Here is a 14,413-nt window from a genome sequence, read left to right as displayed (position 1 = left end):
CATATGGCTAATTATTCTATCTCTAGTCCTGCTTTTTCCATCAATGGCATCAAGAGGAAAGCAAAAGCGATAAAGCGAGAGCAAAACGTTACTCATGGCGAAGCATTGAACATTGCAGCTAGAATATCCGGATTCGTCAATTACAACCACGCTCACCGCGAACTGCAAAATGCTGATGTCGATGGTGAAGGCATACGAGAAGGGGGGGCATGCGAACCAGCAACCATTAACGAGCGAGTGGTAACTACATTGTACGAGGACTTAAATCCTTGAGCTCAATGATTGCGACAACTAATTGAAATACTCCAGGTTTGCGTCGCGATCTCTAAAATTGGCCCGCATCAGGAATTTGGCTGCGCATTACCAATCCATCCTCGATATGCAACTCAGCGAACTAATCTCGCGAGCGATCCAAGTGCGCCTCGGGGGGCGTCATTGCGAGTTGCGATCGAGTCGTTTGGGTGATTCAAGAAGAACTGTCGAATCGTCACCCGCTTCGACAAGCTCGCGAAACGCTTTGTCGCGATAGTTTCATTGGCTGGTGTCATGCGCTATTTGCGACATCGCTTTTCGTGCAAAACCTAGGCTTGATATGACTGACATCCTGCGTCCTATGGCATACCCCTGGAAAAGAGGTATGCGGGTAGGTTCCTTTCTAAGCGTTCCAATGCCCATACACCGTAGACCTGGAAAGGCCGAGCTTTTCCATAACGTCTTTTCGGCTAAACCCTGCCTCCTTGAGCTCCCTAATAGCCTGAGCATTTCTGGAGCCTTCCGGCTTTCCTCGAGAGCGCTGCACAAGCGTGTCGTCAACGATCTGTGTTGCAAGAAGATCCAATCCTCCTTCTGATCGGAACCTGTCTAGCTCGACACGGGCTCGTTCCAAAGCCGCTTCGGGCGTCTCGCCATTGCTCAGGGAAATGCTAATGGCTAGAAGGGCCACAGGGTCAAGCTTCAGAGGCGTGGATAGCTCGATCAATTTATCAACGGTGATGTTGATCTTCCCACGTTCGAGCGCACTGATGTTCGTGCGCGCGGTGACAGACGCCAAGTCTTCGTAAGTCAGCCCGCGCACCGACCGGGTAACCCGGATCGTTGCGGCAATCTCTTTCTTGAGCGACATGATTGTCCCTAAAAAGCGAGGATAGGGCCACACTCAGAGTGTTTAGATAAACGTCGATTGGTGTTATTATCTTGGACGGCGTCGGTTGTTAGGCTTTGGGAGCTGACCGCGTCATCTGCTTTCAAGCGTCCTAGGGAGCTCTATATCGAGATAATCGAGCTCGCAAGAATCGTAAACGTATTCGATGTATTGACGCGATGGAATCCAATGGGGCGAAGCAATTCCCCCTCGCTACAAGAGCAAGGAAGCACAAATTCAATAGGGTTACCGCACATGCATGCACCACAGGTGAGTATCTAAAACATGTTTATCTCCGATGAATCTTGCTCAGTACGTTTTCCAGGGCTTTTGGGGGAAGGGCGAGCCGCATGGCGAATGGTCGAGCGGGAATCAATGGATCCTTGGTATCACGTCATCCTCCGGGTCTGCGAAGGAACCAGGCGCCGCACAAAAAAATTTATGCCAACAGACGCCTCCTTGCTGTCCGACCTACTGGCTCAGCAGAGTCCAACCTGCTCGGTTGAAGAGATCCAGGTCGTGACTGCCCCTTGGTTGAACGGGGGATCTTCAGAGCGTATGGAGAAGCTGCTCAGTCTGGTCGTCGGATACGACCAAAAAGGCGAGTGCGTGATGCTGCATAAGGTGGCAGGTGGAGCTGTTTACAGCAGTGCTCAAGAGGGTCTCGTAGCTGACTCACTTACCAATATACGAACGATCTATGAGGAAATGGAGCAACCTGTTCAGGAATGCTCGGAGCACGGCACAGCACGGCCATTCCCATGAAGCTTCAAGTGTACTCAGACCTGCACATAGAGTTCGATCGGTTCGAGCCCGCCTCAAGCGGCGCGGACGTAGTTATCCTCGCTGGCGACATTGATATCAAAACGCGCGGCGTGAAATGGGCGAACGAGGTGTTCCGGTGCCCGGTGATCTACGTCTGCGGAAACCATGAGTACTACGGCGGCCACATTGATCGCACGCTTCAAAAAATGAGGGAAGCCGCAGCGCCACATGTTCACGTCCTCGAAAACGAGGCCTTGATCCTCAACCAAACTAGGTTTTTGGTCACTACAGCGTGGACAGATTACTCGTCGACTGGAGATGTCGCAGCGGCGAAACGCATCGCTTGGGAATGGATGAACGACTTCACCGTCATCAGAACAGATGTGAGTTACCGACGCCTTCGTCCCGATGACTTGATCGCTAAATCAAAGGCAGCCTATAGCTGGCTTTCTGAAGAACTGGCCAAGTCCTTCGACGGCAAAACCGTTGTAGTTACGCACCATGCGCCGGCGTTGGATCACGTGGGTAATGATCTTCCCGCACACCTGATCGCAGCCTATGCGAATGACTGGCCAGAGCTTGTGGGCAAGGCTGATCTTTGGGTCTGCGGACACACCCACGTCGCAGCGGATTTCTTCAAGAATGGATGCCGAGTGGTTTCCAATCCACGCGGCTACCCGGGTCAAAGTACTGGTTTCGATCTGGAATTTTTGATCGAGATTTAATTAGCAGCCGTTCAGCAATAATCCTCAGCGAACTGAGTTTTCGCTGTGTACAAGCTTCGGGGGGCCGCTATCGGTGTGACCTGAACCTAAATCGAATTCGAGAAATTTACATGGTTACGTTAGAAGAGATCTCCCAACTCCTTTACGGCGCAGGGGAGGAGATGCCTGGCTGGCAAGGCACCCAAGACGAGCTAATTGCATTGGCCGCAAAAGCGTTCCCAGGGAAAGCATTTTGCGTAGTACGGCAATGGATTTTGATCGACCTCACGGTCAACTCAGATGAAAAAGATAAGCTCACCGGGCTCGGTCTACTTCCCGCAACGTTGTATGCACACGAAGTCGTTTTCGATAGTCGAAATCGATTTCAGCCCAGCATGTGGGTGCGCAGTAATTTTGGGATCTCATATACCGAAGGCTGCATGTTTGAAACCAAAAGTACGGTCTACCTCCTCTGCGGATCGGGCTTGAGAAAAGAGGCCAGTGTGGGAGCCGCTTTTTCCATGAAGGCCGGTTAAGCAATAACCGCCGCAAATACATATCGAGTCATTTTGGAGCTTTGGCCGGATGCCTGAAGTAATCGAATTGCAGTTTCATAGTAAGGATGTGAGCGACTTTCAGATGAGTCGCTTGGTGCGAGCAAGTCTTCGAAAATACAGCGTGCCCATCACAGCTTTTATCAGTGATGCGACGATCGCTGAGGACACATGTTTGGGGGTGTCTTTCGATCACTCCGAGCAAGACGATGCGTACCACAGAGCGGATGGTTCTATCCTCCGCACAGGTAAAATTCGATCGGCTAGGAAAGAAGGGCGGTTTTGGCTGCTCGAAACCCAAGATGGTAATTACGTCATCGCTAGCTTCAAGCGAGGCCTCGGCAGAGCGAGTTTTCTGAAGCTTCTCGAATCCGCCGACCATTTCTAAATGATGGTGAGATGTCTACTTTTTCCTCTCGAGATAGGGCCAGGCACATGGCGGAAGAACGATGGTCAGTTGCTCGAGCAACAATCCACTTTGACGAGTTACTCGTCCAGGTGATCATGACTCGAAAACCGGGTTTCATCGAGGGGGAACGAAGGACTGCGGTGCTCGTTTCGATGGAAGAGTTTGAGTCAATTCAGGGCAAGCTCATTTCTCGAGCTCCGTCAGACCTCTGAAAATCGTGTGTCATGGCCTCTTATGGTTTAAATCAGCAGCGCTCCGAGTTAGCCATGCGGAGCGCTTCGGTGAGCGATGAAGCCAGCCCGCCACCAACGCATTTTTCGACTCGATTTTTCTCACCCTTCTTGGTCGAACACGCCAACTTCTCCCGACATCCCGCATGCGCATGCCAAACATACCGCCTGACACACTGAGCTGGTAGCCGGTCTCAGAAACCGCTAGTTTAGCGTTCGACTGCCATCTAATGTCGTCCTGCTATTGCTCAGGCTCCGCTCGAATTAGTGGCTACTGCATTCAAATGGAGCCTTGATATGCCGCTGACCGCCTTCTCAGCCTCTCGCCAAATGGAGTTGGACGTTGATCAGCTCCTGCAGTACCTCGCCGACATCCATCAGCGGGGTAAATTGAAGCCAAAGGAACCAATTCCAGATATTTGGAAGCAGACTATTCATAGTGATCTCGAATGCCCGGCCTGCTTTGTGAGGGGCGCCGAGGTGGTCAGAGCTTCGAGCTCAAAAGTGACCGGGGAGGCCGTAAAGCAGGCGTACTTCCGTTTTCCTGGTGGGCATCACCCATTCTGCGACTTTGCCATTTTGCCGACTGGTGAAGCACCAGAGGGGCTGGTGCAATTCATCTCCACTGCACGTGATGGGATATCTCGGGCGATACGGGATTTGGTTTGCAAAGGAATTCAGATAGGCGTGATGGATCAGGTCAAGATCAGGGGCATGCGTGAGTGGTTCCATCACAGAAAGCTCAGCTCCCAGTTCCACGTGAGCCTGGATCAGCAGGTTCTGCAGTGGGTCGCTGCGGTTCAGTCCGGGGCATGGTCGGTAAAGTACCAGCCTCAGTGGTTGACTGTGAACCAAGAACTGCTGGGTATTCCAGGCTTTGATCTCAGGACGGCAACGGAAGTGATGCTAGCCCGACGTCACGCATCGCTGCTCACGTATCTTCTCGAGCGGGCGGGCATGATCAGGCCGCTGGTTTCTCGAATTGCAAAGCTCGCGAGTGATCACCAGGGACGGTCTGCCTTCGACCCAACCTCATTGAAGACGGAGTACGACGCCACGCTTGCGCTGGCACACTTCATATCCCATCACTACGAGCCAGTGCGCAGAGCGATAGGCAGGGCGTCGTATAGTGCAATGAAGGGGAGTAAGCCCTTGATGGCGTTTACCGCGTTGCTGCTCTTTCTCAGCAACTGGAATCTGAACCAGGCTGCTGTGCTTTTTGCTCGGATTGCCGGTTATAAGGGGTATGTCGACCAAAGCCTAGGTAATGTCATGGGTCTCAACCCGTTTCATGACTATGAGGCTTGGTCGGCGCTCAAGGTGATCCAGGAAATACCGGTCAGTGAAATTACGCCCTATGACCTGTCGCATGGCATGAAGGAATGGATCGAAGAAACAGCTACTGCCCTTCGGAATGGCCAGACGTTCTGAAGCTCGTAAAACTAAAAATAGTGGCTCACCAATCTGGGCTGATATCTGTCGGCTAGCAACACGTAAACCTCGTGCGCAGTTAAAGCCTTGCCCACTGCGTAGCAGTACTTTGACAGGAAGACACGGATGTATTTGTCAGCACTCAAAATTCAGAATTTCCGGCAGTTTGGCGCAGACCAAGAGAGTTTGTTTATTGAGTTCAACAGGGGCGTTACTGCGCTCGTGGGAGAGAACGATGCAGGTAAGTCTTCGGTTATCGATGCGCTGCGACTCGTTCTCCAGACCCGAGACGGCGAATACGTTCGCTTGCAACCGGAGGATTTCTACATCGCTCGTGACGGAAATCCGGCCCATCAGATCAACATCATTGCGAAGTTTTCAGACCTGACCACGGCTGATCAAGGGGCTTTCTCAGAATATGTGACGTTCAAAGACGGAAAGGCCGTCGTGTATGTCCATTGGGCCGCACGTCGACTCAGTGATGATGCGCTGGCACGGCGCTGGGTAGATATTGCTGTACGAAGCGGCCACAACGGGGGTGGGCCGAGTCTCGACAATAATGTTCGTCAGTTATTGGCCGCAGCCTATCTGCGACCGCTCCGCGATGCTGCGCGCGAAATGTCCCCAGGCCGCAGCTCGCGCTTGTCACAAGTCTTGAAAAACTTTCCAGATATCAAGAACGGTAGCGATTTCGATAGCACGAAGCCCGTTGCGGATCTGGATCCTGCTTCATTAAGCCTCGCGGGTTTGGCCGAATATCTTCGCCATTTGGTTAACCTTCACCAGGGAATCAAGGCAGCTCAGGACTCGGTCAACAACGACTACCTATCTCATCTGGCCCTTGAGGGCGACGAACTGCAAGGCCAAATCAATTTTGTCGAGGGAGGCTCAGAGCCGGCACGCTTGAGGCAGATTCTTGAGCGCCTGGAGTTGAGCTTGCTCGACCAAGAGTCGGGGGATCCCCGGGGTAAGTATGGGCTTGGTTCCAATAATTTGCTGTTCATGGCCTGTGAACTGTTACTGCTTGGGCGAGAGCCTGATGGGCTGCCTTTACTCTTGATCGAAGAGCCTGAGGCTCACCTTCACCCACAGCGACAGTTGCGTCTGATGGAGTTTTTGAGCTCTGCTGCAGGGGTTGAGAATCTATCCAAGAAAACAGCTGAAATCTTGAACGAGCGCGACAGTCAGGACGTTGCTGGTACTCGACAGCGATCCTATAGCTGGGCGGATGCCGAGGTTGCTACAGCAGTGCTCCCTCATGATACGGCTGAACAACCCACAAACCACTCAGAGAGCAAAAACCAATCTCGACCCGTTCAGGTCATCTTGACGACACACAGTCCCAACCTTAGCTCAAAGATTCCGCTGGACAATCTTGTGCTCATGCACCGCCACAAAGCGTACTCACTCAGTAAGCTGCACACGAGGTTGGACACCAGCGACTACAGATTTCTGGCGCGCTTTCTGGACGTGACTAAGGCCAACCTGTTCTTCGCGCGTGGGGTGCTTATCGTGGAAGGTGATGGTGAGACCATCTTGCTGCCGGCGTTGGCGAAACTTTTGGGCAGGGACTTCACGCGATATGGTGTCTCGGTGGTAAACGTGGGAAGCACCGGCTTGGGGCGTTACTCGCGAATCCTTCAAAGAGCGAATCCAGAGCACGGGACATTGGCTTTACCGGTTGCCTGTCTGGCTGATATGGATGTCATGCCAGATTGTGCGCCGGTCATCTTGGGACGGGTGAAGGATGATGATGATGCTGTGTGGGATTCTACGTCGCGGCGCTGGAAGGCCATCAGGGACTTCGGCGCTGATGAAAATACTCAGCAGGACGGGTTGGAAAAACGGCGGCAACAACTCAAGTCCAACGACGGGCAAAACGTTAAGACTTTCGTCGCCGGTGAATGGACGCTTGAGTATGACCTCGCGTTCGCGGGTCTAGCTCAGGAGGTTCTCATTGCTGCCAGGCTGGCAGAAAACGATGACGCGCTTAACGAGGAGAAGAAAGCGCCTGAAGAAATAATCCAGAGGGCTGAGGCAGAGTTTCACACCCTGAAAGATTCGACTGAATCCCTGGCACACATGTGCTCTCACATTTATGCATTGTTCCACCGGAAGAAAGCATCCAAGGCGATCACGGCACAGTATCTGGTGGACTTGCTTGAGGGGCGACTAGGTTTCAACGCGCCGCCCCAAGAGCAACTCGTGCAAGCCTTGCCGGCCTACCTAACCGAGGCCATCACTTATGTGACCACCGGCCTGGAAGCGATCCAGCCAGCGAGACATGCTCGATGATCGGGTTTAAGGATCTGGTGCCCCAGATCACCGACGAGGATATCTCCTGGGTTGTCGATCTGCTGTGCCTCAAGGAGCTTGATGAGCGACGGTTGGCGTTTCTGCGATCACGAGCGACATTGGACATCTCTGCCTGCCCTGGCAGCGGAAAAACTACTCTGGTGGTCGCTAAACTCGCAATCCTTGCGCGCAAATGGACGAGCCGAACCCGGGGCATTTGCGTGCTGTCACATACCAACGTCGCACGCCAAGAGATTGAGCATCGATTAGGCGGTACTGAGGTGGGTAGACGCCTACTTAGTTACCCCCATTACATCGATACGATCCATGGTTTCGTGAGCCGTTTTCTAGCTACGCCGTGGCTTCTTTCCGCACAATACCGGTTTACCGCCATTGATGATGAGCTGACACACCGGATGCGATTCAATTGCATGGACAGTGTTGATAGACGGGCGTTTCGCGATTTTCTTAGTTACCGGACGTTTGATACCAAGAAGCTTCGCCTAAAAAGCGCAGATTTCAATAACCCCGTAATCGATGGCAAGTTTCCAAGCGGGCCAACGACTCGTATGTACAAAATCATGTCATCTGCCATGGGAGAAGCTGCCAAGCGAGGGTACTTTTGCTACGACGAGATCTTTGTATTAGGAAAAGCTCAACTAACAGAAAGACCAAGCGTAGCGGAAGGACTCCGGCATCGTTTTCCCTGCGTGATCATCGATGAAATGCAGGACACGTCGGCGATGCAGAACGAATACCTGAGCACGATTTTTCCTCGCCACAACCCAGCTATCTGTGTGACACGAGTGGGTGATACTAACCAAGCGATCTTCGATTCTGACGTTCATTCCAAAGGCAGTGATTTTCCGGATTCCGCACGCTCGATTGATATCGCCAGTAGCTTCCGTTTCGACCCTTCGATCGCGTCTCTCGCCGATACTTTTGCCTTCTTTCCAGTTGCTGACAGCCTTTGCGGGTTGCGAGAGCGAGATCACGATCCGCTCCCGCACACCATATTTGTTTTCCCGGATGGTGACTGCAGTGGTGTGCTTGATGCATATGCCCGGCTTGTCCTTGATCACCTGCCAGCAGCATTGCTTCCAAAGGCTAAAGTCGCCGCGCTAGGCTACACGCATAAGGAAATTGATCCCGATGGAGATCCTGAACATTATCCGAAGACAGTAGGGCACTACTGGGAACCCTACGACCGCAACGCTGGCCGTTCCGGATACAGGCCGTCGACCCTCGTGGAGCGAGTGCGTCTTGCTAGGCAACATATTTCGAAAGGCGAGACAGCGCATCACGGAGTGGAAGAAATCGCTCGGGCATTACTCCATCTTGTGAATCTTTCAAATCTGTCCACCAAGCTCAAGGTCGGTGCTCGGCAACACGTACAGGTTCAGCAGTTATTCACCGATGCGAAAGACCTTGAGCGCTACCAGCAGCTTGTTGTTGAAGTTCTCTTTAGGGGTGATGTGCTTAGTCGCGAACGCTGGTTGGTTCTTTCTCAACGCTTTTGGTATCTCGCGAAAATTCTAGCTTGCACGAATGATCAAACCGAAGCAGTCCAGGATTACCTAGGATGGGTCGTAGAGAACCAGGAAGGACTGCAGGAGCGAGTGGTCGGCTTGTCTGTAAACACACATCGAAGTACCCATGAAAGTGGCACGGTCGATATCAGGCTTGGCTCCATTCATTCGGTGAAGGGGCAAACCCACACCGCGACGCTTGTACTTGAAACCTTCAGCCATGAGCCGTTTCTCGACAGCTTAATGCCTTGGGTGTTGAGGCAGCGTCGGCATGGCCATAAAAAGCTAGGGGTGAGAGATACGCAGCGGCTCCTCGCGATGTACGTGGCAATGACTCGACCGACACATTTACTTTGCCTGGCAATCAGCAAACGATCGCTGGGAGGGGAAGAACAATTTCACAACAATTGCCAGACACTCCTTGAACATGGGTGGAGTATCCAGCATCTCTGACGATCATTGGCGACATGACGACCGCGCCTGCTGACTGCCTAATGCGCGCCTTACCCCACGGGCTGGAAGGACGTGGTCTTGATGGCATAAAGCTGTGGCAAGGCAGTAATGCGCTTTGGCCACCTGCTACCATCGTGCAAACCCAGAGGTATTGGGCATTTTTTGGCATGCTCTGCCGCATCAGAGGTGAGATCGTTAAATGCAGTCCAATGACCAAACACATCCAGACGTCGTCCTCGACCCTGCTCAGTTGAAGCGGATTGAAGCCGTCCATAGAGGATTTCTTTACCAACACTTGTACGCCGTGGGTTGCCTGTTTCTGGCGCAGGCTTCCGGGGTGCGTGAGGTGCTGGTCGAGTTGGATGAAGATGTCGAGCTCAGCTTAGAATCCGGGCGAGTGTATGTGCAGGTGAAAACGCGCTCGCGCGGGATCATGCCTGGCGACGTCTCAGGCGCTCTGGAGCGATTCGACCTCATCAGGCAGGAACATACTTCGAACCGACGCAGTGGAGCGGCTCAATTTGTCGTCGTCGTGAATCAGGCGCTTGGGGAGACTCTTCAGTCAGAGGTGGATGAGGGGAGTGCGCCTGCTGACCTGCTGTACCTCTACCCGGACGCTAAGCTCAACCGGCCAGAGTGGCTTCCTCCCGCTTGGAAAGACGTTTCGGAGGCTGCGCAGTGGTGTATAGCTCAGGCCGAGAATCTTCACTTTTCGCTGCTATCACCAGCCTCGTTGACGTGGAAAATGGCGGGGTTGGTGATGCTTGCCTCGGCTGGCGGAAACGGGAACTCGAGGCATACGTTCCGTACCTCAGAGCTGTCTGATCTCTTTGAGCAGCTGATCGTTCAGCTCCAGGATTTTCCTTCGCCTCCTCAGTCTTACAGACCTCAACAGAACGAGCCTTCTTTCATTTCCCAGGAGCGGGTTCGGATAATCTGCGGATTATCCGGTGCGGGTAAGACAACCTGGGCCTCCCATGCGGCCATGCATAGTGTTGAGCAGTGCGCCTATTACGATGTCGGTGACCTTCCTGGCCCCTCCATCGCTAGCTCCATTGTGCGTGAACTGGTCTCGAAATATGCCAAGGATGATCCGGACAAGGCACGACAGATACTCATGCCAGGGGCTAGCGGCTACGAGGCAATGCGAGTCTTCGACCGTTTCCTCGAACAGAAAGGGGGCAACCTGATCGTTGTCGTAGACAATGCCCATCGTGTCCCTGTCGCCAATATGCGTGACTTGTTGAATGCGACTCGGCAAATTCGCTTCGTTCTCTTGTGTCAGCCTCATGAAAATGTCCGTGAGCTCGAAGCTGTCATGGGGCTGAGTCGAGAGAATCTGCTCGGTTGGGATCTCGATACCGTGGCTCGTGCGGTCAGTGATGCGAGGGGCTCGGGTACTCCACAAGCACTTGATCGGCTGCGGGCATACTCGGGTGGGCTACCTCTGTATGTAGATAGCGCAGTAAAAATTGCTGTCTCCGAATACGGAGGGAGTATTGATGCGCTCTGTGCTGATCTCGAACAGCAACTCAACGTTGTGGAGACAGCCCAAGAGGTCATCCTCACGCGTGTCTTTGAAGGGTATGACGAGGTCACTCGAAATGCATTGGCTGTCATCAGTCTTGCCGACGTGGGGCTTACGCAGGAGGAGGTTATTCGCCTGCTGACAGCCACGCTTGACCTAACGAAGATTGGTGCAGCCGTTGCGATCAAAAAGATCCAGGCCACGGGTACGGTTGAGGTCTTTGGCGCCAAAAGTCTCAAAGTCCATGATGCCGTCCGGGCGATAGGCCTTCGGCACCTAGAGCTCATGGGGGCATCCCTGGTCAATACAGCTCTACTGACCTTGAAAGAAATTTTGGTCGCGGGGCTGGAGAAAGATCGGGATACGTCGAGATTTTCACTCCTGACACAAGTGTTCATCGAACTCGATGACGTTATGACCCTCATTGGACTCTCTGGTGAGGAGGTGTTCTATGAGATGGGCATAGCAGTAGATATTCTCTCTAGGCTTGAGCAGGCGGTCGATTCGGGAAGCTTGAGCCCTCATCAGGCTTTCTGGGCTATTGACGGAATCGTCTTCTCTCACATGCGATCAGGTCGCTTTGAGGAGGTAGCAGATCGTCTATCCGAAATGGAGGCACTACTTGCCGAGCATGAATTTGAGTACCGCGAGCAGATCGCTTGGGCAATGAAAAAGGTTCTTTTTGCCTCGGAGCAGGGGAATGAGGAAGAGGTAAGGCAAGCAATCGAGTATGCAACTCCAAAAATACCCGATGCCAAGAATAAAAGGGTCTTTGAGTACAATCATGCGATCGGACTTTGGAAGCTGAAGCGTAATAAGCAAGCCGAAAATCTGTGCCGAAAAGTAATTGATGAATATTACGAGTTGCTTGGACTCAGTCCAAAGGACGTAATTGGCAAAAATCCCGATGTCCTTTGGAGGGTCATCAAACGGCCTCCAGATGTTCATGAGGATCTGAAGCATATCGCTGATGCCTTGGAATTGTACGCCATAACGAGAGAGGCCCAAGGACTGCCGACTCCTTTCGCTCGAATTCACGCCATGAAGTTCTATGGAATGATTGGTGCATATGACTCAATCGTGCGAGTAGGCCAAGACCTCGCCGATGAGTTTGTCGGCTTGAAAGACTACGAGGGGGCACGAGAGGTTATGGAGCAGCATGTGCTGCCTATGGTCTCGAAGGCCAAGCTTGTCACGAGAATGGTTCAGTGCAGAAGTCAGTACGCCGTGGTGCTCGCGCTCGCTGGTGACCATATGGGTGCCATTACTGAGATCCAGCGGTTGAGGCCATATCTCGAGGGGGTGAGCGAAAATCAAAGGAAGGAGGTTGAGCGTCAGACTGACTACATTGCTCATATTATTGATGAGTCCAGGCGTGCGGCAGTCAGGGTTTCAATAGGGAGTGTGGGCCGAAATGAGCGCTGTCCCTGCGGTTCTGGGTTGAAATACAAGAAGTGCCATGGCGCTTAAGATGAGCACCATGCAATGAGTTTGAGAGTAAGGACGTTAGTGTCGAGATAAACTTGAGGGGTAGGGGAACACTGCGCTCGGCAAGTGTGCCAACCAATCCCGTTTGGGGATGCGCCGGGAGATGATGAGCCAGAGCTTCACGACGCGGGTTGATCAGCTATGGACGGTGCACTGCAAGTGATACGAGCTGCGCCAGCGATAAAGTCGTTCGAGGCACCGGCAAAACTGAATTATTCCGAATTATGGCTCAGCAATAATTATTGCTGAGCCATAATTACTGATTCTTCGTTTCAGTCTCAGTTATCGCAAGCAGCGCCTATTGCGATGATCGATTTGCAATATACTGTTAGGAAACTATCTAAAAGAGACTCGCCATGTCCAAACTTGCAGAATTCCGCCAACTCGAAAAACACCTGGCCGAGCAGCTTCAAGCTCTCGAAGCTTTGAAAGACGATGCTGGCCTAAAAAAAGAAATTGAATTTGAGTCCAAGCTGCGCGCGTTGCTGGCTGAGTACGGCTACAGCTTGAAGGATGTGATCAATTTGCTGGATCCGCAGGCGGGCCGTCGCGCTCCAGCCGTTGAGTCCAAAGCCGGCAGCCGCAAGCCGCGCCAGGTAAAGGTTTATAAAAACCCACACACTGGCGAAGTAGTCGAAACGAAAGGCGGCAATCACAAGACTTTGAAGGAGTGGAAAGCACAGCACGGCGCTGCGACCGTTGAGTCCTGGCTGACCAAGTGATCTTGGTTTGAGTACAAAGGGCCCCTTAGGGCCCTTTATTTTCATCGGGCAGTAGCAACTGCTGGTGAAGTGCTTATCGCTGAATACCGCTCTACTTAACCGCCAGAAACAATCGAACCAAGCTCATTGATTTTCGTCTTGGATGACACCATATTGCCCGTGATGAACAACATGACGTTATCGCCCGCCAGGAGCCCACCGCATGCTCGAGAAGTTACTCGGGTCAGTTTTTCCCCAGTTTGACCCCAAACATACCAAGATCCACTTGGCATGTTTTAACGGCAAGGTTGATCCTTTGGATGTCTACCTGGATGGGAAATTCGATTACTGGCAGTCTTGGCAGATGCAGCGAAATTTTCAGCGCAAGTATCTGATTTCTGTTATTCAGATGCCCAACCCAAAGCACTGGCTGTTCGTGGGAGCGTATGACTCATTTAAGGCCACGCCAATCAGTGATCCAAGCACCAAATGCAAATTTCGCTACACGTTCAATCGCCTAGAAGAATTCAAGGAGCTTGAGGGGCGCCTGATAATCAACTTCCATCGTACCGACCGCCCTTCATATCGTCTTCTACATAATTGCATCGACAGAATGTCTATTTCGCAGATTCTGCCGTCACCGCTGACCATAGGCCCATTCCCAGGATTCAAATCTGTCGAGATTAGTTTTCGTGAACTCAAGATCATCGCCAGGGAGAACATCCAGTCATGGGAGGCTGCTCTGTCAAGCGTGGCTGGCGTTTATCTGATATCCGACCGTGAGCATCAGATGCTGTACGTAGGCAGCGCTACGGGCGAATCAGGGCTCTGGGGCCGGTGGTGCGAGTACGCAAAGGGTGGGCATGGCGGCAACAAGAGGCTCAAGGCATTGAGAGATGAGAAGGGGACGATATTCACAGACGGTTTCCACTTCTCCATTCTGGAAATTGCAGATAAGCACACGGGCAAGGAGCAAATGCTGGAACGTGAAAATGACTGGAAGCGTCGACTTCTTACTAGAGACAGTGGTCTCAACGGTAATTAACCCGAATGCGCATGTCAGCCTGTTCGTGGCTGGGTCTAACCCTGCCACGGGCAAGCCAAGCAGCCTTTGTGCCACCATGAGCGTGCCTATGCCGCAGGCCCTGAGCAAAAACCGAAAACTACATTATCCCAAGTCGTGAT

The 14,413-nt window shown here is 52.5% G+C and carries 12 protein-coding genes and 1 pseudogene; 12 read left to right on the top strand and 1 reads right to left on the bottom strand.

The window, feature by feature from the left end; genetic code table 11:
* The first annotated feature begins 3 nt into the window (after positions 1-3).
* Positions 4-273, top strand: coding sequence for a hypothetical protein (locus tag ABDX87_RS28750; protein ID WP_346830925.1), 270 nt, complete (start codon positions 4-6; stop codon positions 271-273).
* A gap of 382 nt (positions 274-655) precedes the next feature.
* On the opposite strand, the gene ABDX87_RS28745 is transcribed toward ABDX87_RS28750, so the two are convergent.
* The gene (locus ABDX87_RS28745) at positions 656-1,123 is read right to left on the bottom strand and encodes a helix-turn-helix domain-containing protein (RefSeq protein ID WP_346830924.1); all 468 of its coding nucleotides are present in this window, start codon (positions 1,121-1,123) and stop codon (positions 656-658) included.
* Positions 1,124-1,426: 303 nt separating this feature from the next.
* Between ABDX87_RS28745 and ABDX87_RS28740 the strand changes: the two genes are divergently transcribed.
* The 11 genes and pseudogenes from ABDX87_RS28740 (at position 1,427) to ABDX87_RS28690 (ending at position 14,273) form a co-directional block, all read left to right on the top strand.
* Entirely contained in the window at positions 1,427-1,906 is a 480-nt protein-coding gene (locus tag ABDX87_RS28740) for a hypothetical protein (protein WP_346830923.1), read from the top strand.
* The gene (locus ABDX87_RS28735; protein WP_346830922.1) at positions 1,903-2,631 is read left to right on the top strand and encodes a metallophosphoesterase family protein; all 729 of its coding nucleotides are present in this window, start codon (positions 1,903-1,905) and stop codon (positions 2,629-2,631) included. Before ABDX87_RS28740 ends, ABDX87_RS28735 begins: the two co-directional genes overlap by 4 nt.
* 110 nt (positions 2,632-2,741) lie before the next feature.
* Positions 2,742-3,146 (top strand): DUF6957 family protein, encoded by a 405-nt coding sequence (locus ABDX87_RS28730; protein ID WP_322438566.1) that lies wholly within the window; start codon positions 2,742-2,744, stop codon positions 3,144-3,146.
* Positions 3,147-3,195: 49 nt separating this feature from the next.
* On the top strand, positions 3,196-3,552 hold the full coding sequence (locus ABDX87_RS28725; RefSeq protein ID WP_322438565.1) for a hypothetical protein: 357 nt from the start codon (positions 3,196-3,198) through the stop codon (positions 3,550-3,552).
* Between the two features lie 548 nt (positions 3,553-4,100).
* Complete coding sequence (locus ABDX87_RS28720; protein ID WP_346830921.1) at positions 4,101-5,234, top strand: hypothetical protein; 1,134 nt, start codon at positions 4,101-4,103, stop codon at positions 5,232-5,234.
* A 126-nt stretch (positions 5,235-5,360) separates the two neighbouring features.
* Positions 5,361-7,529, top strand: coding sequence for an ATP-dependent nuclease (locus tag ABDX87_RS28715; protein WP_346830920.1), 2,169 nt, complete (start codon positions 5,361-5,363; stop codon positions 7,527-7,529).
* A complete protein-coding gene (locus tag ABDX87_RS28710; protein ID WP_346830919.1) occupies positions 7,526-9,511 on the top strand; it encodes a UvrD-helicase domain-containing protein in 1,986 nt (661 codons plus the stop codon). The genes ABDX87_RS28715 and ABDX87_RS28710 overlap by 4 nt, the downstream gene beginning before the upstream one ends.
* Before the next feature lie 199 nt (positions 9,512-9,710).
* Complete coding sequence (locus tag ABDX87_RS28705; RefSeq protein WP_346830918.1) at positions 9,711-12,509, top strand: SEC-C metal-binding domain-containing protein; 2,799 nt, start codon at positions 9,711-9,713, stop codon at positions 12,507-12,509.
* A gap of 44 nt (positions 12,510-12,553) precedes the next feature.
* Positions 12,554-12,690, top strand: a pseudogene (locus ABDX87_RS28700) (DUF4113 domain-containing protein); the annotation flags it as partial.
* 193 nt (positions 12,691-12,883) lie between these two features.
* Positions 12,884-13,249 carry a histone-like nucleoid-structuring protein, MvaT/MvaU family gene (locus ABDX87_RS28695; protein ID WP_322438560.1) on the top strand — a complete coding sequence of 122 codons (366 nt, stop codon included), beginning with the start codon at positions 12,884-12,886 and terminating at the stop codon, positions 13,247-13,249.
* Between the two features lie 202 nt (positions 13,250-13,451).
* Positions 13,452-14,273: a GIY-YIG nuclease family protein gene (locus ABDX87_RS28690; protein ID WP_346830917.1), complete on the top strand. Its 822-nt coding sequence runs from the start codon at positions 13,452-13,454 to the stop codon at positions 14,271-14,273.
* Positions 14,274-14,413 lie beyond the last annotated feature (140 nt).

It is taken from the genome of Pseudomonas abietaniphila, from assembly GCF_039697315.1.
In the GTDB taxonomy this organism is placed as follows: Bacteria; Pseudomonadota; Gammaproteobacteria; order Pseudomonadales; family Pseudomonadaceae; genus Aquipseudomonas; species Aquipseudomonas abietaniphila_B.
The sequence above is the reverse complement of the archived record's forward strand: the minus strand, read 5'-3'. Positions and strand labels throughout refer to the sequence as shown.